This window comes from Persicitalea jodogahamensis (genome assembly GCF_014651615.1).
In the GTDB taxonomy this organism is placed as follows: Bacteria; Bacteroidota; Bacteroidia; order Cytophagales; family Spirosomataceae; genus Persicitalea; species Persicitalea jodogahamensis.
Genome location: NZ_BMXF01000001.1, coordinates 2,388,812 through 2,411,269, shown reverse-complemented (window position 1 = coordinate 2,411,269; position 22,458 = coordinate 2,388,812). Strand labels below are relative to the sequence as shown.

Sequence of the window (22,458 nt, the reverse complement as noted above, 5' to 3'; positions counted from 1 at the left end):
GTCAAGGGGGAAATTTAGTTTCCCCCTTTTTTTGTCCCCCCGGAGCCGTAGCGTAGGTGGATCTGCCAAACCCGCCGATTCGAAGTACCGGGACTCTGAGTTCAATCTACCTTTCTATACCCCTATGCTAGACCTCGTTATCGAAGCGCGAAAGGCCTCCATCGGCCCGGGAATGCACGTCCAGCGCATCCTTCCTTTCCGGAAGCGGCGGATGGTCGGGCCGTTTATTTTTATGGATCACGCCGGTCCGGTGACGATCGCCCCGCAGGCCGCCCAGTCTATGGACGTATTGCCGCATCCGCACATTGGGCTTTCTACGGTGAGCTACCTGCTCGGCGGGCAGGTCACGCACCGGGACAGCACCGGCGTGCAGCAAATCATTCGGCCCGGTGAAGTCAACTGGATGACGGCGGGACGCGGCATTGCGCACTCCGAGCGCTTCGAAGACCCGGCGGTACTGGCCCAGAGTACCCTGGAAATGATTCAGACCTGGGTGGCGCTACCCGAGAAAGACGAAGAATCGGCCCCGACGTTTACCAACTACCAGCCCGAGCACCTGCCCACCTACACCGACACGGGCGTATGGATGCGGCTGATTGCGGGCGAGGCCTACGGATTGAAAAACGAGGTAAAAACGCATTCTCCGCTTTGCTACATTCACGCAGTGCTGGAAGCCGGTGCCCGGTTCGGACTACCCCCGGAGCATAGTGAACGCGGGTTTTACATCGTCACGGGTAGCGTGGAGGTGGCGGGCCACACCTACGAGGCCGGGCGGATGCTGGTGTTCAACAAAGGGGCCGACCCGGTACTTGTTGCCACGAAGCCCACTACCCTCATGCTGCTGGGCGGCGAACCGCTGGGCGAGCGCTTCATCTGGTGGAACTTCGTATCGTCGCGCAAGGAACGGATCGAGCAGGCCAAAGCCGACTGGGAGCAGGGGCGCATTTTGCTGCCGCCTAACGACAACCAGGAGTTTGTGCCGCTCCCGCAGGACCGTTCGCGTCCGGCGGGTAGTCCGCCGCCGCAGGCGCTTTCTTAGGCAAGAAATACGCGAAAAATAGATTAATTTGGGCCTGAAACAGGTTAACATTGGCACGTTTCGGTCCCAAAAATTAATCCATATGGCAGACAGCAAAAATCAAACTGTAGAATCATCAGCCGCTGATCCCATTCCTAAGGTGACAGGAATGGGTGGTGATTGATTCCCTGCAGTGGAGTCCTTTAAAAAAAGTGGATAACTATTTTTCTCCGTCTAAGAAAGACTTCATGATCAACTACCGGGTTCAGAATATTGAAGGATTGGTAGCCAAACTCAAAGAAAATGGGGTGACCATCCTCGACGACATCGAGACTTTCGACTATGGCAAATTTATCCATATCATGGACCCGCAAGGCAACAAAATTGAACTCTGGGAGCCAGCTTAGGTACTTTCTGACCTTTGGATGCCGCAATTCGCGTTTGAGGGAAAGTGAAAAGTCGCCCGGAGGGCTAATGGATAGTGGTTACTCGGAAATATCCGAGCGACGGCGGGGGGGGCAGCGTGGTAGTAGAGTTGATAATTCTATTAAACTATGTTAATCGTGTAAATCTTGTAGCAAATTAAAAATGTCCATTGAGATGAATTCGGGATTTTCATTTATTACCTTATCAATAACGTTATGTATAAGCTTTTTATAACTCTCCAAAGGCTTATAAATTTCTTTTATCTTTTTTAACAACTCATGGCCATCGTGGTGCAAGAACCAGATTGGTATATCGATAGCTAATTCCCCATAATATTTCACTACTTTTTTGGCACTGTCTGTTGGCCTTATTGCCTTAGAAATATCTCCTAATACTATATCGGCTACATTTTGGAGTTTATTTTGAGAAAATCTCTTAAAATCAGAAGAAATTTCATTCTCTTCTAAATTAAAATAGCTATTATCAACGATTGCCTCTCTCAATAAAAAATTTGCTAATATCAAAGGATCAAAGATATAGTTTTCCAAACTATATCTTTGATTAAGTCCTAATACATGTATTTTATCATTACCATTATTTCTTTTATCCCAATCAATTATTCCATAAATAGTTTGATTACCATTTTTAGTAAGTCTATTTACAAGCAATTTTACTTGATCACAATTCCCTGAATCGTTCTTTGTTAGGCCAGAAGATATAAAATTCAATGATTTATCACTACGATAATCTTTCTTTAATTTTAAATAAACTTTTTTATAAAAATACTCATCATATTCACTTTCAACAAAAACTTGCCTAGTACTATCTGTATATATACTAAAAGAAGGAATACCAAAAGTCAATAGCTTCATAATTTGCTCCTTTGATCTTTTTTCTATTCTTGGCTCTTCTTTTTGCATTACATATAAAGCGTCTTCCGGAGCCATTGCAATTGTTGATGGTGAGTGAGTAGTCATTATGACTCTTACCCCTCTCTCATCAACAAATACATTCTGGATAACATCAAGGAGTTTCTTAGCCATTGATGGGTGCAAGGGCGCATCAGGCTCATCCAACAGCAAAAGGCTTGGAAAGGCTATGTTTTGTTTGGCATTATACAGTGCTAATGTTAGAGACATTAGTACTTTTTCGCCAGATGACAAATCATTGAAATTCACATTTACCCCATTTATTTTATTAACTAGTTTGAAGTGAAATGGAACATCTCTGTTTCCTTCAAGAGGATGACTTATTGAGTAGCCAATATCGGCTTCTTCAAATATTCTGTTTACAAATTCCCAAGGTGGAGGACCATATCTTTTCAAAAAATTACCCTCTGTTAAATATCTTTTCTTAATCTTTTTGTTATCATTCAAATATTGATTATAGTAATTGTCATCTTGTTTATCAAAGTATCTTTTAAATATTGTTGAAAAATTTTGATGAAAAATATCAATATCTTGAACTTGATCTATTGGGTAATATTCACCAATATCCTCCAAAGTCAATTCCTGAATAGCATCCTTCTCAGATAAATAAAGTACTCTATAAAGGACATTGGCATGAAATATGTTTTTCTGCAGGTGTTGTTCAATTGTAAGATGTGGATTAGTAATTTTCTGTTGGTGATAGTTTTGTATGGTATACCAAGCAGCACTAATTTCACTAGTCAAATTTTCTCTTCCGATTTGATATGATTCGTTTGGAGTCAATGAACCAGAATTAACATATCTTTTAGGGTTAATTTCATTCCCATGTTCATCTGTAACTACTACAATATTTTGACTAATAGCACTCAAAAAATGACTTTTCCCTGCGCCATTTATTCCAGATATTATCGTAAAGTTAGGCAATGTAATATCTATATTCGTCAATAGCGATTTATACTTTTCGTTCAGTTTAATATTCATTGATATATTTTATATACTAATCGTAAAATATTTTTTTATGAAAGACATATCTTTAAATCAATAGCGCTTTTGGTTACAAAACTCGCTGTAATCGCTTGACTATTATCAAATAAAAATAAGACATTTACAATTTAAACTATCTTAACCTTGCTCATTACAGCCGGAACGCACAGCACACAAGACTTGGTTCTTTTTCCTTTACTCGAATCTGGAACGCCTAGACGCGAATTTCCGAAAAAAAGCCCATATTTAACAAGCTGATATTCATCAATAAAAACTAACGCTGAGATATCCCCGCTAACCCTGATCTGTGATCGGGGTTGAATCTCCTCGCGTTTGCAACGCGAATACTCGCAAACGAACCATTCACTTAATAAGTTGATAGTTCATTATTAATACCGAAGCCGAGATATTCAGAAATTTTTCAAGTTCCCGAATCGTTTCCACGGTCAGCTTACGGTTGAGGACTAACAAGCGTAATATCCTCAATCCCGGCAACCCAGATCACTCAAATTCATCAAAAGGAACTTCCTGAAAAACGATGCTTTCGTAAGGGTTCTTTACACCCGCTTCGTAGAGGCAGGCCAGCGTTCCGTTGGGCAGCACCACCAGATTAGAATAGGCCGCAGGGCCTTTGTGCAGTACTTTCTTTACTTTCCAGGTTTTGCCCTGATCGTACGACAACCTCACGGTCATGTTCGTTCTTGACTTCTGGCTGGCGGGGTTGGAAAAGGCCAGCACAGACCTGCGCCCGTGGGTAAAAGACACCAAACTACCCTGACAAACCGGCTCGATGAGAGTGCTGTCCGCCACCAGTTCCGACCATGTTTCGCCCCCGTCGCTACTGGTAGACGTCTGCCGCACGCGGGTAGCGTTGTAGTTGCGCATATTCAGCAGTAGCTTCCCTTTGGGCAGCTCGGCTACGGTACACTCATTGACCATGTCGGTTGGCGTGGTGCCGCCCAGTTGCCAGGTCAGGCCGCCGTCATCCGAATGAATGCTGTGTGAATAGTACTTTTTCGAGGTAGCCTCAATATGATCGCAGGGAATCACCAGCCTCCCTGCATATTTCTTCGACTTCATCTGAATCCCGTTGCCCGGCCCGGTGGCATACCAGGTCCAGTCGGCCTTCTTTACGTCCGCCGTAATTTCCCGAGCCTTCGACCAACTCCTCCCCTCGTCGGTTGAGGAAAGCACAAATACCCGGCGGGTATCCTCGCTCGTCCCTTCGATGATCTGCTTTTCGTGGTCGGTACCGAGGTTCCAGGTAGCCAGCAGCACGATTTTTCCCGTGTTGCGGTCTACGACCGGAGCGGGGTTGCCACAGGTGTTGTCGGCATCATCCCAGATCAGCTGCATCTCTGACCAGGTTTTGCCCCCGTCATCCGATCGCTTCATGACCAGATCGATGTTTCCTGCGTCGCTGCCGCCATTTTTCCGTGCTTCGGCAAAGGCCAGCAAATTGCCCTGTTTGGTGGTGACGATGGCCGGGATACGGTAGATTTGGTATCCCCCTTCGCCGCTTTTGAAAAGTACCCTGGGATCTTGTGCGAACGCAGCTACCGGGAGTAAGCAGAGTAGCGCGATTATTCTTATGAGGGGTAGTTCCAGAGAGTACATTGGAAGCATAGCAAACGGGTCAGGATTGAAGGTAGGGTAATATTCGCAACCTACCATTTTATTTCCGATTCCAGGAGTACCAGGCCTACGCTAAAGCGTCTCGTCCCGAAACAGTGACACACAAATCTGTATCACTATCTCAGGACGAGATGCCTACGTACCATTTGACAGACTAGCGCTGCGTCTTGTAGTTGCCAGGGTTGGTTAGCGGGTTAAGCCGCGTCGGCGTTGGGTTTGAACTTCCGACAATCGACCAGCCAGCACGCTGTCTGTACTTGGGAGTGCTGGGCTGATAACTTTGCCTCGGTGCCGTGACGGAGCGGCGCACGATGCCAACCCGGGAAGAGTACCGACCACGACGCTGTATTTTTTGCAGCTCCTCGGCCTTTTTCGCTTTGTGGGGGTGCTTGTAGTTGTGTACCGACACGCCGGGATCGACTTTTATTTTTCGCTCGTCCTGAGAGAAGGTCTCCAGACTGCTTAGCAGTATCGCGCAAATGGTAATTACAAAGGTTTGGATGGTTTTCATGATTGGGTGGTTTTTCTAAATAAAAAAAATTGGAGAAAATTCAATTATTAAAATTGGGTCATCTCTTTATGACTGCAAATTTACAACTGTAAAAATACAAATGCAAGATTTATCATATTTTTAGTACAGAATGTCTTCTAACCCTGGTTTGGACTTGACGGGGGCACTACTATCTTACCCTGAGAGGGTATTGTTCGCCACCTAACCCGGCAACGCCCGATCTACGATCAGGCGTTGCATCACCGCTTGAAGAGCGATCCACGTATGAGCGTATTCGCACAAGCGGCCATTGCCTTTGCAAACTGGCGACAGACTCCCGATTGCGAACTGGAAAGAGCGTGGATTATCACGCCTGTCCGGGCCGAACGTGTTTTGAAGTAGTTGGTAAAAAGAGGTAGTTCTACCTTGATAAGGGGTAGTGATTATTGTTGTGTGGTCTGGGAACCACAAAGATAGGGCTTACTGCTCTTTGCTTTTTTAGAAGAAAGCCCTGTTCGGCGTTGAGAATAGCCTGGCGGAAACCCTCAGCGCGATCAATGCCGTGAGTTGACGGGAGAGGTGGGCCATCCCCTATTCCTCTATATTATTGTCTTTCAGAAATTTATTCAGCTCCTGGATCGTCGGATTTTTCAAATGTTTGCCGCCGAAAGTCACCGTGGGGAATTTCAATTCACCATGGTACAGATCCATGACGGTTTGCTTGGCCTGTTCGTCGGTTTCCACGTTCAGAAAATCAAAATCAATCCACTCGGCCTGCAGGTGATTGGCCAGGACAGCGGATTTAGGGCACCAGCCGGTGCCAAATATTTTCAGTTTGTCGCTTTGATCCATGGTGCTTTATCGAATTTATTTAACAATGCGTCGAGATTATTCAGGATGAATGGAGTCAGAATCATGGTCAGAATTGAAACTGAGAGGAATATCTGGTAGTTGGTTTCGGAAATAAGGCCCACGTCGAGCCCCGACTTGGACAGCACAAACGAGAACTCACCGATCTGGGCCAGCGACAAACCCACCGCGAGGGCGGTCCGGCGCGATACCCTAAGGGCCGTTGTCGCCAGAAAACCAGCCAGGATTTTTACAAACAGAATAAAAACAAACCAGAACAAAATAAGATCCACATGTTGCAGGAAAATGCGGTAATCCAGCAGCATACCCATCGAAATGAAGAAGAAGCTGATAAAGAGATACCGGAAAGGCACGAAGCACGAAATCGCCATTTTATTGTAATCCGTTTCGGCCACAATCAGCCCGGCTATAAACGCCCCCAATGCCAGGGAAAGGCCAAGCTGCGCGGTAAAAAGAGCAATACCCAGGATAATCACGATGGTAGAGAGCAGAAAAATTTCCTGGCTTTGCAGCTTCATGATGTATTTGAAATAGCGGGGAATGATAAATTTGGAGAGTACCCAGGCGAGCAGTACCATCGCAGCCAGCTTCACCACCAACATGCCAATCTCGAGCAGGGGATTGTCCCCTTTGCCGGCCAGAATCGGCGTCAGCAGCATGAGCGGCACAATCACAATATCCTGAAAAAGCAACATGGCCAATATTACTTTCCCGTGGGGAGTATTCAATTGAAATTTGTCCTGCATGGTTTTTACCACGATAGCCGTACTACTCAGACAAGTCACAAAGCCCCAGAAAATACTTTCATTGAGGGTCCTTCCTATAAGTACGATCAATAAGCTCGACACGGCGATAGTCAGAATTACCTGCAGAAATCCTCCTAACAGCACGTATCGTTGAATTTTTTTAAGATTCCCAAACGAAAACTCCAGCCCCACGCTGAATAGTAACAAAATGACCCCGATTTCGGCGTAGGCCTCCACTTCCGTGGCTTCCTCAACCAGGTTCAGGGTTTTGGGACTCAGCAAGATCCCCGTGAACAGGTAACCGATCAGGTGGGGGATTTTGAAAAAGTTACAGATATACACCACCACCACCGTGGCCGAGAGCAGAATAAAAATGTTAACGAGGATTCCTAATTCCATGAGTTGAGTATCTTATTTCGAGGACGGTTTCAATTGGCGGCTAATATAATGCAAAGAGCAGAATGACGCCCTTTCCAGACAGCAGAAATTGAACCCTTTATGCTGTTTTTGCACAATCGACCACCGTACCCGAAAGAACGGAATCAGCCGCAAAAGGCAAAGAGAAAGAAACGTAAGACGAAATAGAGTAAACCGTCAGACCACCATTTGGCTCCCACGAGGCCGCGACGGTAGTGAAATAGGGACGCCGGGTGGGGTAGTTTTACATTTGGCCTGTTTGAATTTTGGTACTGGTCGGGAATGCGTTTTGTGAAGACTATTTGCCGAAAAATCCGCCATCTGGCCCTTTACGGGCTCTGATGGCAGTTTTGGTATTCGATTTATAGGGGATGCCATGAAAGTTCCTGATCGAAGATCACGCGCTGGACATTTTTCGGTAGCCCTTTCTTTCTTGAAAACGGTATTGTTCACCGCATCCTTTTTTAGTACGATCCATCCCTCCTGTTGTCATGAAGTACCTCCTCCTGATTTTACTCTCCTTTCCATCCAAGGTATTTGCCCAAAACGTGGGTGACCGAAAATTTGTGCAGGAGGTAGCTACCGTCTATACCAATGAAAATGGACTACCCGCCGGTCCGGTGGATGAGATCAACTGGAAGGACAATTCCCTGACCGCGCTGGCAAACGGTAGCTGGTATACGTTTAAGAACGAATCCTGGGTTCCTGCAACGAGCAACTCTCCCGTCAGTAAAATCGAGAAAGCCCCCGTCCCAAAAGGAACCAAAGTACTCGCCCAGGTTCGCTACAAAAATGAGTGGGCGGTAGGCACGGATCAGGGACTTTATCTATACGAAGGAAAAAAGCCGGTCAAGGTATACCCCGCCGATAGCCGGTACAGCTGGTCGCTGCGGAACGTAGCTGCCCTCACCGTCGACTCGCAGGGGCGGCTCTGGTTTGGGGCCGATGAGGGCGCGGGGTACCTGGATGGAAATCAGTGGACGTTGTTCACGGGGAAGGAAGGCCTCCCCTACACGAAGTTTACCTGCGCCGCCGCCGGGCCGAACGGAACCGTCTGGTTCGGGACGGAGCGCGGGGCCATCGAGGCACAAAACGACTTTTTCCGGTACCGGGCCAGTCGGCGGTGGTTGCCCGACGACGACGTACTGGACATCGCCGTGCAACCCGACGGCACGGCCTGGTTCGCAACCCGCGGAGGCATCAGCCGGATTGAACCCAAAGAAATGACGCTGGAAGCCAAAGCGGCCTACTTCACCAAACAGGTGGAAACCCGTCACAACCGCATGGGCTTCATCGCCCAGAGCGAATTGACGAAACAATTCCAGATCGGGAGTTCGCAGGTGGCCATTTCGGACAATGACGGCATGTACACCGCCATGTACGGAGCGGCGCAGGCTTTCCGCTACGCGGCCACGGGCAGCGCCGAAGCCCGGGAACTGGCCATTCGTAGTTTCCGGGCCTGCAAATGGTTGGTGGACATCACCCATGAGCCCGGCTTTCCGGCTAGGGTCATTATTCCCGCCGAGTGGCACGAGCCGGTCAACGAGCAGTACGGGCACGAATACAACAAAAGACGCCAGGAAACCGACCCGCAGTGGAAGGATATTTATCCGCGTTTCCCGAAAAGTAAGGATGGAAAGTACCTCTACAAAGTCGACACCAGCTCGGACGAACTGGCGGGCCATTACTTCTTTTACGGCATCTACTATGATCTGGTTGCCAAAACCGAGGAGGAGAAACAGGAGGTCCGGCAGGTGGTGGGCGACATCACCGATCACCTGCTGCGGCATGGTTACAAACTCACCGACCACGACGGAAAAGTCACCCGCTGGGGTGATTTTTCGCCGGAGTACTTCAGTTCGGTGTACGGCTACGACCAACGCGGGCTGAATTCCATGATCATGCTTTCGTTTTTGAACGTAGCCCGGCATGTCACGGGCGACCTAAAGTATGACGTTGAGGCAAAAAAACTGCGTGACACCTACAAGTACCATATTTTTGCGCTCCATCCCAAGGAGTACTTTCCGGCCGAGAACGTGGTACCCTGGGACAACAATCTCTGCCTAATGAGCCTGTACGGTCTGTTAAAATACGAAACCGATCCTTCCCTGCTGCTCATGTACCGGCAATCGCTGGAAAACGCCTGGCTGCACATCAGCAAACAGAAAAATGCTTTTTGGGATACGATCTACGAAGCGCTGGCCAACGATTTCACCCGACTGGTGGATCAGAAGACCTTTGCCCGAACCGACCTCTTTCCCGAAAATCATCTGTACGCGCCCTCCGTGGTTAAAAACCATTATCGGGCCATCAACAACCCGGCATATATTCTGGAAAACCTGCAAAAGATACCCTTGGACCTGATTGGGTACACCATCCACAATACCCACCGGCTGGATGTGGTCCTGGATGGTACCCCCGGCCAAAGCGAGGACATGGGCTGGCGTACCGACGGCCTCGCTCTGCCGGTGGATGAACGCGCCCACGTCCGGCAGGATCGGGATGGCTTTGCCCTCAACGCCTCTGAAGGCGACGGCTACGCGGAACACGAGGGGACCTTCTTTTTGCTACCCTACTACATGGCGTTGTATCATAAGTTGCTGGATTAGCCGGGAAGTAGTTTCAATGGCTTGAAGCAGGATTAGTTCAGGGCGCAGTTTTCGGAAGGATACTGCGCCCTGCGTGTATATGGCACCGTTCAGAATCACCTTTTTGATATGGTTGAAGAAAAAAACTTACCGCTTGATAAGTTTTGGCGGGTGGTGTGTACCAGGTGATTATCCTTTTTCTTACATTTCCTAAGTGAATTTTTGAAATGTAGTATTGATCTATAGACAGACAGACAGATAAAAAGAGTGCAATCAAAGTTAATATTCTTCTTAGCTGCCTGATTCTTTAGAGGTTTTTCTTGTTTACATGTATTTGCTGATTGAGGTGAGTATTGTTTGGTTAATATATAGCCGTTGACAAGAGTATTTGTGCTCTAGTCTGTGTCTCCACAGCCCAGAGTGAAGATACCCGAGCCCGTCGGAGCTTTATCAACTTCATAATTGACGATTTCAAGTTTAGTTGGGAAGGTACTTTCAGCGATCGTTAATCAACGATCTTAATATATATCCATTGGATAATAAAAGTCGTCAAGTGTAAATAGAAAAAGAGAGATTTATTGTTTGACTTTACTTATAACTTTATTTTATTAGTTCATAATGGCCAAATCTCCATATTCAAAATTCTTTAAGAAAATTTGGTGGGCAAGTTTGGTAATCACGCTTTCTTCCTGCCTCTGCCTATCAACCGGCAAATCTGGCACCTTCCAATCAGTGTTGGATTCGCTATCCAGGCATTCAAACCACTCTTACGAGAAAATTGACGTTTTGTACAAAGAGATCAGAATCAGGGAAAAACATTCACTGCTCTCCGAATGGTTTAGAACAGGTGCATATCTCTCAGATTCAGTTTATACTGTAAGTGATTCAGGAATTGTATTTAGACTTGCCAGAGAAAAAGCTTACCAAACTAGTTATTTGCAAAATGTTAAAACGGACACACTTCTAAACGTCCTAAAAAGTTTGATCAAGATTCGCAAAAAGTCGCAAATTATTTATGACCAAGACAACCGTCGAGAAATAAGCGAAGAAACAAATCCGGAACGTGCATCACAATCCCAGCGAGTGGCATTAATCGTAGAAGCAATAAACATTACGTCGTTTTCACAAAGTCAGTCCAAAATTGCAACTAAACCATTCAAGGCCGTCGGCCCATACCCTATTTGTAATACAGAAGCTTATTTAGGTCAGCCAACCGGAGGAATCGGAAGCGGTGTATCTTTATCGTCTACTCTTTTCCTAACGGCAGCTCACTGTCTGAAGAAGTTGAATGACAGGCAAGTTTTGGATCGCATCCGGATCGTCTTTGGCTATTGGGGATTTAGAACAGGTGACGTTATTGTGAATAATAGCCAGATATATCGCATTAAATCCATTGTGAAGCGGATTGATCGGGATAGTGGTGATTACGCAGTTCTGCGACTAGAGCGTGAAGTTCCTTTGACTGGGCCGGACCTAGCTTATGCCTCCAATATCTCCCCCAATGACAGCGTCTATGCTATTGGCCATCCGCTTGGCCTACCTATGAAAATTACAGATAAGGCAATCCTGTTCCAAGCTGCTAGTTCCCGGCTGGTTAAGTCGAACTTAGATGCTTTTGCTGGTAATTCAGGCTCACCCGTATTTAATCAACGAAATGAGTTGGTAGGCATTCTCATTCGGGGTGGAATAGACATGCTGGTCAGGCCAGGTAGCGTCTGTGCCGAATCGAAGGTTTGTACCATGATTACAAGCGATGGTCCATGCTCCGGCGAAGATATTCTAAGTCACTCCGTTTTTAAACCCCAAATACCCTAAATACACCTATGAAAAGGCTAACATTGTACCTATTCCTCTTGGTCTGCATAGGCTGCAGCAATAAAGATTTCGAAAACCCACCACTCCAAATAAAGCTTAATGAGCCATTTGGTCTGCGCAACACACCAAGGTATTCCATTCCGGTAAACCAGCCTGACACAGCTGTTTTTGCAGTCTCAGATGGCAGTAGTTTCAGATTCGTCCTTACGGATGTTGTTGACCTGCGGTGTACGGCCTGCCTTACTCCCCAAAATAGCTATTATGTAGAACTTAGAGTTAACAACCAACCCCTCTACCTTGGTGAAATCGTAAATAATGAGATCCAAAGTCCGATATTCCCGGCTGATCTTCTTAAAAATAGCGTCCTCTTAAAAGGTTTTAGGCTTACGCTTCTAGATATTGAACTTCTACATACCAACGATAAGATCAATGCAAATGCCAAATATAAACAAGCCACTTTTATTCTCACCAGATTATGAAACATTATTCCTTACTTTTATTAATTATAATGTGTAACCTTTCCCAGGCTCAGCCTGATTCCGGAAGCTTAGCAAATGTGGTAGAAGCTTCATCCGTCCCTCCGGATTCAGCCATAAACCCTGGCTCCGTTAGCAGGTACTTTCAATATGAAGGTAAACCCATAGGTACCTTGGCCATTCAGATCGATCAGGATTTCTTCGTCGATTTTTTGGATAATCAAGACCGCAACTATACCCAGGGCACTGGCTTCTCATATTCGCAACTTTTCCAAGAGAAGACCAACTTTTTATTTGCCCCCCTAAATTTGTTTTATAGATTGAACGACTTGTTGACTTCATATCCAGAAAATAGCTCCCAAGATTTGCCCTCCACCATAGGCTTTGGCGTAACGGCCTTTACTCCCCTAAACCTTCGGGCACACTTACCCGAATACGGTGACCGCCCATACTCCAATGTTCTATACTTACAGACAACCCGGGTCAGACGGGTCTACCGTAGCGTGCGTTCTTGGTCAATGGTGTTCGGCCTTTTGGGCACGAACGTGGGTCGCGAATTCCAGAGTTTCGCACACGTGAATTTGTTTCAGGGACGAGGTATACCACTTGGATGGGATAGTCAGATTTCCAAAGGTGGTAACTTTGCCTTCCTGCTTCAGAACAATTTCAAGGCTCCAGTACGCACCAAGAAGTTTGATGCGGCACGTCAACGGGAAGGTTTAGATTTCTACCGAAAGCGTATTCGATGGGACGCCACGTACGGTGTAGAATCTGCCTTAGGGTATTATACCTATTTAGGCGCAAATATCGGCGCTCGTTTGGGAATGATTGACTTCCTGAATTTTAGCAAAGGTCAGAACACCATTCTGGGCTATGTCGATAAAAATAATGAGGTAACTGTTTTAGATGAAAACCCAGTGGTCCAGATGCCGGTCTGGGAGGTCTATTTATTTGCCAACGCATCTCCCAGGTTGTTTGCCCGTAATGTCCTCATTCATGGCCAGCACGGGGTACCATCCGGGTATGCCCTTGATCCCAAATTTATGAGCTCCTTTGTGGCAGAATTCGAGTACGGCTTAACTGTCAGCCGAACCCGTAAGGTAACAAAAGACAATAGTGATAATGCTCAAAAAGAACTCGTGTCACTGGATAACTTCCAAGTATCTGTTTCTATCAAGCAACGTACAGCTGAAATCCAGTATCCTACATTCATCCGCACTCACAGCTGGGGTATTGTTACCTTAGCCTTCCCTTTCAAATAATTTGTTTCAATCAGGTATCCCTAAAATGTCCAAGTTTACAATTTGGGTGGCACCTCATATTATGATGCCAAATCAAAGCGAGCTCGACATCTGTCGGAAAGCTAGTACTCTCTGACACTTTTCAATAATCCAAGCCAGTCTTTTAAAAACTATCCCTAACTCTGTGCAACTTTCTGCATCGGGCAGCAATCTTTGAATCAGACCATTCAAAAGCTAATCCTTTGGTGAAACACCCACCTGGCTATTACTGCTTTGTGAGGCAAATGCGACTCGGCAAGGATAAGCATAATAATAGTCCAAGCCATTTCAAGTGTGAATCATGCCTTTCCGGTTTCTCTCAGACAACTTTTACATATCGTTTACATTCTTTGACAAGTCATTAACCAAAATCAGGGACAATGATTTGTATGTTTGTTGAAATCCTTAAATATAAAAATGATGAAACACCTACCCGTATACGCTTTGTTGCTATTTGTTTCCTGCACTATCGGTAAAGGGCAAAACAATTCGGATCTGCCAAAAGCTGCTACCCGGGCCGAAACCAACGTCGTAGTCACCTCTTACCGACTACCCAATGCGACCGCCAATCGCGCCGATTTTTCTGGGGTATGGAAATTCAATGAGTTGAAAAGTGACCAAATTGGAAACTTTCCTATTTGTATTTTCGGCGGGCAAGATCATGTAAGATCAACTACCATGAAAATAGCCGAAGAGGCCGGTTTTCTAACTTTGGACGTAACTAGCCCGTCTGTTGATGGCGAGCTGGTTCCGAGACAAGAGAAACTGCTCTTCGACGAAAAAGAAAGGGAAGCTCTTGTGGTCGGAATCCCACGGGAGAGGTCTACCGCACGGTGGTCAGACGATGGCCAAACGATGAGGGTTTTCTCGGCCAGAACCTTTGATACCTATGGTAAGGAAGTAGCTGTTAATGTAACAGAGGTTTGGAAGTTGATCAACGAGGGACAGTCTATCTCTGTCCAGGTCAATGCGAACTCAGTCTCAGGTGAAAATACGATGCAGCTCGTATATGATAAGCAATGACCCGTTGGAAATACAGGGTTTGGCGCTGCCAACGGCAAGAGTCGGTGTTGGTATTACTTACCAACACCGACCTTAGCAAGTAAAGCGATTCATTCGTACTACGTATACCCTGCCACGTAATCACCCCCAGCTGCGACAGAGCGCCCATTCTGTTACCGGATCGGGGGCTAATCCAGCCCATACTTATCAATGAGGTAAATCATTGCCGCCATGGCGGCTCCTCCCATTTCGAGTTCCCGCTTGCTCACAGCATCGAAGGTGTCAGAAGCCGCGTGGTGGTAGTCGAAGTACCGCTGAGAGTCAGGGATCAGGCCCAGAAGTGTCGCTCCCTGCTGTCCCAGAGGACCAATATCGGCTCCTCCTCCACCGGGACCAATTTCGTGGATGCCATAGGTCGCAAACAAGGGCTGCCACGACTGAATCCTGGCTTTCCGGGCAGGCGTACCCACGATCCCGAAACCCAAAGGCGTAAAACCACCGCGGTCTGATTCAATGGCGGCCAGGTGGACTTCCTGCTTCTTTCTGGCGGAGTCCGCGTAGGTAACCCCGCCCCGCAGGCCGTTTTCCTCGTTCATAAACATCACCGACCGCAACGTTCGTTTGGGCGAGTACCCGAGGGTTTTAAGAATTCGCAACGCTTCAATAGCCTGGACACACCCGGTGCCATCATCGTGCGCGCCCTGGGCCAGGTCCCAGGAATCGAGGTGACCGCCTACCACAATGAGTTCGCCCGCCCCGGTACTTCCTTTGAGCTCACCGATTACGTTGTGCGACGGAGCATCGGGTAGGGTTTCGCAGTTTTGTTTGAAATAAAACTGGGTCGAAGGATCAGTTTTGATCGCCTTGCTGAGCAGCTCGGCGCCGTTGGTACTGATGGCGGCCGTCGGGATCAGTGGAACGCCCGTCCCGTAGCGCATGCCGCCGGTATGCGGAAAATCATCCATCCGGGTGGTCATGGAGCGAACGATGGCCCCCACGGCCCCCAGTTTGGCGGCTTCCGTGGCCCCATTGCCGCGTTGATCCACCGCTCCCCGGTAGGCGTCGAAGGTACTTTGCTCCGTTGGATCCATGGGACGGTTGTAGAAAACGATCTTTCCGGCTACCTTGTCTTTCCCCAAAGCGCGTAGTTCCTGAAAATTCCGTACTTCAATGATTCCCGCTTTTACGCCTGACGCAGGGGTGGCCACCGAGCCACCCAGGGCGGCGATGGGTACTTCCACCTTGGTATTTCCCGATTGAAAATAGGCCTGTTCGGAGGCTCCCCGCACCCAATGCGGTACCTGGGTACTTTGCAGGAACACGTTGTCAAAGCCTTCTTCCTCCATTACTTTCTAGGTGTACGTCACCGCCTTCGCGGCTCCTTCGGACCCGCTAAGTCTGCCGCCGATCTGGGTCGTAAGTACCCGCAGCCACTCGTAGGATTTTCCGTTCGCCAGAGCTTCATCGAAAATCTTTTTGATGAAAATAGAGTCGGTTTGATAGGGCGTCTGAGCCTGAGCGGTGGGCAAAGTACCGGTCAATATCAGCAAAATAAGGAGGTAGGGTTTCATCATCGTTGCAGGTGGTTTTGGTTTATCCGTAAAAATAAAAATCCCGCGCTGGTAAGCACGGGATTCGGAAGCGATTCTCCGAAAATAACAGAAAATCATCCGCGAATTTATAAACTCCGGTAGAAGTGAAAATAGGGAGCCTTTTTTTTAAGCGGCCCTTTCGTGCGACGGCAGCGCGCTGCTACTGCTTCTCTTCGTTTTTGAAAGCACCAAAGTACTTAGATCATCCCGATGCGTAGAACAATTCTCACTATATCAATCCTTTCGTTCCTTGTCACATTCTGCAATGGGCAGGTAGCGGATAAAATCAAAATAGAGAAAGTATATCTTGAGGAAGGCGACTCGACAAAAAATTACTACGTGCTGCTATCTCCACCCCGACTACCGTGGAAAGGGTACATAGCCTTGGTACCGGGTTTTGGAGAAACAGCCGAGGCAGTACTGACACAAACTGAATTGCCTGAGAAATTAGCCCTGAATGGGATTTTGACAGTTATACCGACTTTCCAGGATGGGGTACTTTCGTTTGGCGTGGACAGTTTAAGCCAGCGGACATTCACCACTATGCTGAAAGATGTGAGGTCTAAACATACGCTTAGCGACCAGAGATTTTACGTTGGAGGATTTTCAATCGGCGGGAGTTGTGCTATTAAGTACGCAGAAAATTCAATCGAAAAACCAAGTGCGGTTTTTGCCATCGATCCACCACTCGACTTCGAAAGATTTTATAACTCGGCGAAAAGGGATATAAGACTGTCCAGAGCAGGCAATGCCAACCCTGAGAACCTGTATATGATTGACCGGCTTGAAAAAGAAACTGGCGGAACTCCGGCAACGCATCTGTCTGGTTACTACCAACTCTCTCCTTACTCCTATTCAGACACAACCCAAAACGCCATCAAGAAATTGATACATGTACCGATAAGAATTTATGCAGAACCGGACATCAACTGGTGGATAAAAGAGCGTGGAGCAGACTTGACCGGCATCAACGTCACAGAATGCTCAGCGATGATTAATGAACTGAACAGACTTGGAAATGCCACCGCGACCTTGATAACCACCCAGGATAGAGGGTTCAGGAAACCACACAATGTAAGGCACCCCCATTCGTGGAGTATCGTCGATGATGATGAGTTGATAAAATGGCTGCTACAACAGGAATAGTAGCTGCCGGAAATAACGGGTAGTTCAGATGCCCCGTTTTCTGTTCGCCCCCCCCTGCTATGAACAAGATTTGACGGGTGTTATTCCTTACGGGAATCAGCGTTGCTCCAGGCGTCTTACCTCCGCCAGAAAGAGCGATTTGAAATCATCACTTTCAGTACTCAGCCTTCCGCCACTCTTGTACGGGAGGTAGATCACAATCAGCCCGATTGTTTCATGGACTTGCAGACCCACGGTAGCTTTCTCCGGATCGCTGTAAATAAATATGTTGTCTTCATTTTTTACAAAACTGTAACGCTCTTCCAGGAAGATAATCGACTCAGCGGCTACGTCCTGGGTATTGGCCAGCAGCAATGCTGCTGTGGTCAACTTATCATCCTCAAAAACGTAAACTACCTCCCTGAGCTTCTCGTTGGCAGATTTGTAGGAAACTTCCTGCGTTACCACGCCATCCTTTACGGTATTTGCGCTACTCTGACGTTCTCTGGGCTCTTTGCTTTCAACATTCGCCCGGTTCGTCCCCCAGTCCAGAACGGGCTCTTTGGCCAGGGTGCTGTAGGGTACGATGGTCACCAGGCTACTCAGGGTAGATGTGCCGTCAGTGGCCGTAATTGTAGTTTCACCGATTCGCTCAGCAAAGAAGATCCCGTCGGCATCAATGGTACCGACCTTCTCATTGCTGGATTTCCAGGTGAAGTCAGACGATGAAATACGTTCGCCGTTTTGCGTGAGTTCAAACCGGTAATCATCATCATAATGCAATTCCAATTCAGTGACATCAATGACCACCGGATCTACTTCGTCCTTCTTACAGCTGACTAGTGCAAGGCTGAACACGAAAACAAACAGTAGCTTTTGCATGGGTCCATTGTTTAGTGAGAACTGATTCTCCAATGTCAAAAGATTATTTTACAGGCCCAAACCGTTCACGAAACGGCGTGGCTTTGTATGTGTTGCCACCTTGAACGCCACCAGAAAGGACCTGCAAACCATGATAAAGCCATAAATCACAGGGTAAGCCTCCCCGCTTATCGTCTTTATCCTGAAAGGCAATCACAATTAATAAACCATGAACAGAAGAAACTTTGTAAAAGTGGGGGCTCTGGGAGCCGCCGCAGGTATATCCGTTGTCCCTTCACGGGTGATAGGAAAATCACTGGGCCACGTCGCCCCGAGCGACAAGGTCAACCTGGCTTGCTGCGGGATTGGCAACCGGGGCGGTGAAATCACCAAAGCACTGTACGCCACCGGACTGGCCAATATCGTGGCGTTCTGCGATGTCGATATGGGCGCTCCGCATACCCTGGAAGTCCTGAAAATGCATCCCGATGTACCCCGCTTCCAGGATTTCCGGGAGATGTTCGACAAAATGGGCAGCAAAATCGAGGCCGTAAGCGTCGGCGTACCCGATTTTGCCCACTTCCCGATTACGATGCTGGCGATGTCGCTGGGCAAGCACGTGTACGTCGAGAAACCTATGGCCCGCACTTTCCAGGAAGTCGACCTGATGATGAAAGGGGCTAAAAAGTACAAGGTAGCTACCCAAATGGGGAATCAGGGACACTCGGAGGCCAACTACTTTCAGTTCAAGGCCTGGAAAGATGCGGGGATTATCAAGGACGTGACTTCCATGACCGCTCACATGAACAGCCGCCGCCGCTGGCATGGCTGGGATTCCAATATGGCCCATTACCCCGCGGCGGAGCCCATTCCCAAAACGCTGGACTGGGATACCTGGCTGATGACCGCCCAGGAGCACGACTACCAAAAGGACTTCGTGAACGGGCAGTGGCGCTGCTGGTACGACTTCGGGATGGGAGCCCTGGGCGACTGGGGAGCACACATCATGGATACGGCCCACCAGTTCCTGGATCTGGGACTGCCCTATGAAGTGGATGCGGTGATGCTGAAAGAACATAACCCGTTCTTTTTCCCGATGTCCACCACCCTCTCGTTCAAGTTCCCGAAGCGGGGCGACATGCCACCGATGGAAATCAACTGGTTCGATGGACTGGACAATATTCCTAGCGTACCGGATGGCTATGGCGTATCGGAGCTGGACCCGAATATCCCGCCCGCCAGCAATGGCAAAATTCAGCCATCAAAGTTGAATCCGGGCAAAATCATTTATAGCAAAGAGCTGACTTTCAAGGGAGGATCGCACGGAAGTACCCTGTCGATTATTCCGGAAGACAAAGCCAAAGATTTGGCCTCGAAGTTGCCCGTAGTGCCGGAGAGCCCTTCCAACCACTTCGCCAACTTCCTGAAAGCCTGCAAAGGCGAGGAAAAATGCCGCTCTTCGTTCGAGATCGCCGGCCCACTGAGTCAGGTCTTCAACCTCGGGGTTTTGGCCCAACGGCTGAACACCAAACTCCTGTTTGACCGGGAGACGCAGCGGATCACCAATAATCCGCTCGCTAACTTCCTGCTCGCCGGTGCCGCCCCACGCAAAGGCTGGGAAGAGTACTACCTGCTGTAAGCAAAATCAGAATATGAGAAAAGGAGGCTTCTGTTCATCAGAAGCCTCCTTTTTTTGTGCGTTAGGCTGAGTTTTACCTGAGGGTAAAATCAGTTATTTTCCCGACTTCTCCTCAATCAACCCGACAATCTCCCTGTGATTTTTTGATCTGGCAAAATCCAGCGGAGTCTTGCCGTCGTTGGATTTGAGGTTCAGATCAGCGTTAGCATCCAGAAGTACCTTAACTACCTCCACGTTGTTTTGCCAGATAGCATCATGCAGGGCGGTGTAGCCGTTATATGGCCCTTGCTTGTTGATGTCAATTTGGTAGTCGATCAGCAGTTTGGCCGCTTCGGCCCGGCCGGCGTAGGAGGCTGCGTGCAGAGCCGTGGCTTTCATTCCCGGATCTACGGCACCAACGTCCGCCCCCGCTTCCAACAGTAGTTTTACGATTTCGTTGTAGCCCTTGTAGGCAGCCATGACCAGCGGGGCATCCCGGCTGGCGTCCAGCTCGTCGACATCGGCCCCCTGCTGGATGAGTTGCTGCACCAGGGTGCTGTTATTTTTATTTACGGCGTTCATTAAAGCAGTCATAACGAATTTTGATAGTTGAGTAAATTAGTTGATTGGAAGGAGCTTATCCGTACCGGATGCCCTAAAATACGACAAGTTCTGCACTTGATAAAAAGTACCCAACCCTTCTGATTCAATAGTGGATGGAACCCAGACGAATGATTCAGCAGCCTTGCGGTACCAGGATAAAGTAGATAAATTTACCACTCCTTCCCGGCAAACCCTCAAATACCTGGCAAGAGCCCGCACTTTGACTAGTAAATCCACGCCCAAGCAAAGCTTCAAAGCCGTACTGCCCGTCATCGTACTTGCGCAGTTTTTCTGCACTTCGCTTTGGTTTGCGGGTAACGCTATTCTACCCGATCTGGTCAAAAACCTCCCGTCAGACCCCGGTTTCCTGGCCCAAATGACAAGCGCGGTACAGTTTGGCTTTATTCTGGGCACCCTCTTCTATGCCAGTTTTCGGGTGGCCGATCGCTTTTCCCCCTCGCGGGTATTCTTCGACAGTGCTTTGCTGGCGGCCCTCTTCAATCTGGCGCTGGCCGCTCCCGGATTCTCGCCGGGCGTCATTTTGTTTTTCAGGTTTCTGACCGGATTTTTTCTGGCGGGTATTTATCCGGTGGGCATGAAAATAGCCTCCGACTATTTTCAGCACGGTTTGGGAAAATCACTCGGGTACCTGGTGGGGGCGCTGGTGCTGGGAACGGCCTTCCCCCATTTCCTGAAAGGGATCACGTTTGCTTTTCCCTGGCAAAGTGTGGTTTACGCCACCTCTGCCCTGTCGCTTGCGGGTGGCCTGGCTATGGTATGGCTGGTACCCGATGGCCCTTTCTGGAAGTCCGGACAAGGGCAGGCGATTCGTTTCGGGGCAATGGTCGACATTTTCAGGAATACCCGTTTTCGCGCGGCCTCCCTGGGTTATTTCGGGCATATGTGGGAGTTGTACAGCTTCTGGGCGTTTGTCCCCCTTATGTTGGCCACCTTCCAGCTTCGTCATCCTGATACGGTCCTGAATGTCCCGCTCTATTCGTTTCTGGTAATCATGGTCGGGGGACCGGCCTGCGTAGTGGCCGGGCTTCTTTCCGGGCGCTTCGGTCCGAAGAAAATAGCCACCATTTCGCTGTTCGTTTCAGGACTGTGTTGTCTGCTTTCGCCGTTATTTCTCCAAAGCAGTTCTTTTTTGGTACTTCTCCTGTTTTTGTTGGTCTGGGGAAGTTTCGTCATTGCCGATTCCCCCCTCTTTTCAACCCTGGTGGCCAAAAATGCCCCGGAAGCTTTGCGCGGAACGGCCCTTACCCTGGTAAACTGTATCGGCTTTTCGATTACCATCCTGAGTATTCAATTCATCAATATCCTGTCCGATTTTGTCGATAGCGAGTTTGTTTTTACTGCTCTGGCCCTGGGCCCGGTCCTTGGACTAATGAGTTTATTGGGTAAGAAAGGTGCGGACGAGTGAGCGGCCCTCACGGGAATCAGGCAAAACCACTCCATTCGTTTCGTAAAATACAGATTGGATAGGCAGGGCTAGTTCCTGCTCCAACTTTCACTTGCGCAATCGGGGATCAAGTGGAAACTTACGTTGCGCGAATACTTCCACCTTCTTAAAATCAGCATGTTGCGGGTGAAGCAGAATGTTGTACGAGAGTGGCATCACGATCGAGGGGACTCCCAGGCCCAGGCAAAACGGGTCCAGCAGCCATTCCATCAGAAGCGATTGCGATTCGGCCAAAGTACCCGTTCGCCAGGAGGCTGGCAGCTTGGCCGCATCCAGGTAGAAAACCGTTTGTGGTTCATCGGGTAGCATAAGCGTGCTTAGCCAAAGTCCGGGCAATTCAGAGAGAGGAAGCGGTGGCAGGTGGACCAGCGTTTCGAGCAAACTGAGTTCAGGGGTAGCACTGGTGTATAGTATGCCTACTCCTTTGGGATTCCAGCGTCCTCCGTGCCTGCGGCTCCCCTCCACCGACAGCGGGTCCGTGTGGTAAGGTTCTTTGTTCAATCGATAGGCCTCCATGC

Annotated in this window: 17 protein-coding genes and 2 pseudogenes; 10 read left to right on the top strand and 9 right to left on the bottom strand. The window is 48.3% G+C overall.

Features of this window, described 5'->3' with window-relative positions; translation table 11 throughout:
• The first annotated feature begins 124 nt into the window (after positions 1–124).
• On the top strand, positions 125–1,039 hold the full coding sequence (locus IE117_RS09955) for a pirin family protein (RefSeq protein WP_189564122.1): 915 nt from the start codon (positions 125–127) through the stop codon (positions 1,037–1,039).
• 167 nt (positions 1,040–1,206) lie between these two features.
• Positions 1,207–1,425: pseudogene (locus IE117_RS09950) on the top strand (VOC family protein); the annotation flags it as partial.
• Positions 1,426–1,575: 150 nt separating this feature from the next.
• Here IE117_RS09950 and IE117_RS09945 read toward each other — a convergent pair.
• The 5 genes from IE117_RS09945 to IE117_RS09925 all read right to left on the bottom strand — a co-directional run bounded on the left by IE117_RS09945 (position 1,576) and on the right by IE117_RS09925 (position 7,497).
• The gene (locus tag IE117_RS09945; protein WP_189564121.1) at positions 1,576–3,354 is read right to left on the bottom strand and encodes an AAA family ATPase; all 1,779 of its coding nucleotides are present in this window, start codon (positions 3,352–3,354) and stop codon (positions 1,576–1,578) included.
• Between the two features lie 504 nt (positions 3,355–3,858).
• Positions 3,859–4,983 (bottom strand): sialidase family protein, encoded by a 1,125-nt coding sequence (locus tag IE117_RS09940; protein WP_229580592.1) that lies wholly within the window; start codon positions 4,981–4,983, stop codon positions 3,859–3,861.
• 163 nt (positions 4,984–5,146) lie between these two features.
• The gene (locus IE117_RS09935) at positions 5,147–5,503 is read right to left on the bottom strand and encodes a hypothetical protein (protein ID WP_189564120.1); all 357 of its coding nucleotides are present in this window, start codon (positions 5,501–5,503) and stop codon (positions 5,147–5,149) included.
• 570 nt (positions 5,504–6,073) lie between these two features.
• Positions 6,074–6,334, bottom strand: coding sequence for a glutaredoxin family protein (locus IE117_RS09930; protein ID WP_189564119.1), 261 nt, complete (start codon positions 6,332–6,334; stop codon positions 6,074–6,076).
• Positions 6,313–7,497: a cation:proton antiporter gene (locus tag IE117_RS09925; RefSeq protein WP_189564118.1), complete on the bottom strand. Its 1,185-nt coding sequence runs from the start codon at positions 7,495–7,497 to the stop codon at positions 6,313–6,315. Before IE117_RS09925 ends, IE117_RS09930 begins: the two co-directional genes overlap by 22 nt.
• A gap of 509 nt (positions 7,498–8,006) precedes the next feature.
• Between IE117_RS09925 and IE117_RS09920 the strand changes: the two genes are divergently transcribed.
• The 5 genes from IE117_RS09920 (at position 8,007) to IE117_RS09900 (ending at position 14,697) form a co-directional block, all read left to right on the top strand.
• Positions 8,007–10,124 carry a hypothetical protein gene (locus tag IE117_RS09920; protein WP_189564117.1) on the top strand — a complete coding sequence of 706 codons (2,118 nt, stop codon included), beginning with the start codon at positions 8,007–8,009 and terminating at the stop codon, positions 10,122–10,124.
• 597 nt (positions 10,125–10,721) lie between these two features.
• A complete protein-coding gene (locus tag IE117_RS09915; RefSeq protein WP_189564116.1) occupies positions 10,722–11,918 on the top strand; it encodes a trypsin-like serine peptidase in 1,197 nt (398 codons plus the stop codon).
• Between the two features lie 8 nt (positions 11,919–11,926).
• The gene (locus IE117_RS09910) at positions 11,927–12,397 is read left to right on the top strand and encodes a hypothetical protein (RefSeq protein ID WP_189564115.1); all 471 of its coding nucleotides are present in this window, start codon (positions 11,927–11,929) and stop codon (positions 12,395–12,397) included.
• Positions 12,394–13,656: a lipid A-modifier LpxR family protein gene (locus tag IE117_RS09905; protein ID WP_189564114.1), complete on the top strand. Its 1,263-nt coding sequence runs from the start codon at positions 12,394–12,396 to the stop codon at positions 13,654–13,656. Before IE117_RS09910 ends, IE117_RS09905 begins: the two co-directional genes overlap by 4 nt.
• Positions 13,657–14,091: 435 nt before the next feature.
• The gene (locus tag IE117_RS09900) at positions 14,092–14,697 is read left to right on the top strand and encodes a hypothetical protein (protein ID WP_189564113.1); all 606 of its coding nucleotides are present in this window, start codon (positions 14,092–14,094) and stop codon (positions 14,695–14,697) included.
• Positions 14,698–14,864: 167 nt separating this feature from the next.
• Here IE117_RS09900 and IE117_RS09895 read toward each other — a convergent pair.
• A pseudogene (locus IE117_RS09895) lies at positions 14,865–16,250 on the bottom strand (M28 family peptidase).
• Between the two features lie 228 nt (positions 16,251–16,478).
• On the opposite strand from IE117_RS09895, the gene IE117_RS09890 reads away from it, so the two are divergent.
• Positions 16,479–17,414, top strand: coding sequence for an alpha/beta hydrolase (locus IE117_RS09890; RefSeq protein ID WP_189564112.1), 936 nt, complete (start codon positions 16,479–16,481; stop codon positions 17,412–17,414).
• Positions 17,415–17,510: 96 nt separating this feature from the next.
• Here the strand turns inward: IE117_RS09890 and IE117_RS09885 are convergent, their stop codons facing one another.
• Positions 17,511–18,275: an Ig-like domain-containing protein gene (locus tag IE117_RS09885; protein WP_189564111.1), complete on the bottom strand. Its 765-nt coding sequence runs from the start codon at positions 18,273–18,275 to the stop codon at positions 17,511–17,513.
• A gap of 208 nt (positions 18,276–18,483) precedes the next feature.
• Here IE117_RS09885 and IE117_RS09880 point away from each other — a divergent pair, with 208 nt between their 5' ends.
• Entirely contained in the window at positions 18,484–19,893 is a 1,410-nt protein-coding gene (locus IE117_RS09880) for a Gfo/Idh/MocA family oxidoreductase (protein ID WP_189564110.1), read from the top strand.
• A 93-nt stretch (positions 19,894–19,986) separates the two neighbouring features.
• On the opposite strand, the gene IE117_RS09875 is transcribed toward IE117_RS09880, so the two are convergent.
• The gene (locus tag IE117_RS09875) at positions 19,987–20,466 is read right to left on the bottom strand and encodes an ankyrin repeat domain-containing protein (protein ID WP_189564109.1); all 480 of its coding nucleotides are present in this window, start codon (positions 20,464–20,466) and stop codon (positions 19,987–19,989) included.
• A gap of 229 nt (positions 20,467–20,695) precedes the next feature.
• Here IE117_RS09875 and IE117_RS09870 point away from each other — a divergent pair, with 229 nt between their 5' ends.
• Positions 20,696–21,901 (top strand): MFS transporter, encoded by a 1,206-nt coding sequence (locus IE117_RS09870; RefSeq protein ID WP_189564310.1) that lies wholly within the window; start codon positions 20,696–20,698, stop codon positions 21,899–21,901.
• Positions 21,902–21,988: 87 nt separating this feature from the next.
• Here IE117_RS09870 and IE117_RS09865 read toward each other — a convergent pair whose 3' ends face one another.
• Entirely contained in the window at positions 21,989–22,456 is a 468-nt protein-coding gene (locus tag IE117_RS09865) for an RES family NAD+ phosphorylase (protein ID WP_189564108.1), read from the bottom strand.
• Between the last annotated feature and the right edge of the window lie 2 nt (positions 22,457–22,458).

What these genes read in the sequence shown, in the direction of transcription:
- IE117_RS09955 (WP_189564122.1), top strand. Translation starts at nt 125, where the DNA reads ATGCTAGACCTCGTTATCGAAGCGCGAAAGGCCTCCATCGGCCCGGGA.
- IE117_RS09945 (WP_189564121.1), bottom strand. Translation starts at nt 3,354, where the DNA reads ATGAATATTAAACTGAACGAAAAGTATAAATCGCTATTGACGAATATA.
- IE117_RS09940 (WP_229580592.1), bottom strand. Translation starts at nt 4,983, where the DNA reads ATGCTTCCAATGTACTCTCTGGAACTACCCCTCATAAGAATAATCGCG.
- IE117_RS09935 (WP_189564120.1), bottom strand. Translation starts at nt 5,503, where the DNA reads ATGAAAACCATCCAAACCTTTGTAATTACCATTTGCGCGATACTGCTA.
- IE117_RS09930 (WP_189564119.1), bottom strand. Translation starts at nt 6,334, where the DNA reads ATGGATCAAAGCGACAAACTGAAAATATTTGGCACCGGCTGGTGCCCT.
- IE117_RS09925 (WP_189564118.1), bottom strand. Translation starts at nt 7,497, where the DNA reads ATGGAATTAGGAATCCTCGTTAACATTTTTATTCTGCTCTCGGCCACG.
- IE117_RS09920 (WP_189564117.1), top strand. Translation starts at nt 8,007, where the DNA reads ATGAAGTACCTCCTCCTGATTTTACTCTCCTTTCCATCCAAGGTATTT.
- IE117_RS09915 (WP_189564116.1), top strand. Translation starts at nt 10,722, where the DNA reads ATGGCCAAATCTCCATATTCAAAATTCTTTAAGAAAATTTGGTGGGCA.
- IE117_RS09910 (WP_189564115.1), top strand. Translation starts at nt 11,927, where the DNA reads ATGAAAAGGCTAACATTGTACCTATTCCTCTTGGTCTGCATAGGCTGC.
- IE117_RS09905 (WP_189564114.1), top strand. Translation starts at nt 12,394, where the DNA reads ATGAAACATTATTCCTTACTTTTATTAATTATAATGTGTAACCTTTCC.
- IE117_RS09900 (WP_189564113.1), top strand. Translation starts at nt 14,092, where the DNA reads ATGATGAAACACCTACCCGTATACGCTTTGTTGCTATTTGTTTCCTGC.
- IE117_RS09890 (WP_189564112.1), top strand. Translation starts at nt 16,479, where the DNA reads ATGCGTAGAACAATTCTCACTATATCAATCCTTTCGTTCCTTGTCACA.
- IE117_RS09885 (WP_189564111.1), bottom strand. Translation starts at nt 18,275, where the DNA reads ATGCAAAAGCTACTGTTTGTTTTCGTGTTCAGCCTTGCACTAGTCAGC.
- IE117_RS09880 (WP_189564110.1), top strand. Translation starts at nt 18,484, where the DNA reads ATGAACAGAAGAAACTTTGTAAAAGTGGGGGCTCTGGGAGCCGCCGCA.
- IE117_RS09875 (WP_189564109.1), bottom strand. Translation starts at nt 20,466, where the DNA reads ATGACTGCTTTAATGAACGCCGTAAATAAAAATAACAGCACCCTGGTG.
- IE117_RS09865 (WP_189564108.1), bottom strand. Translation starts at nt 22,456, where the DNA reads ATGGAGGCCTATCGATTGAACAAAGAACCTTACCACACGGACCCGCTG.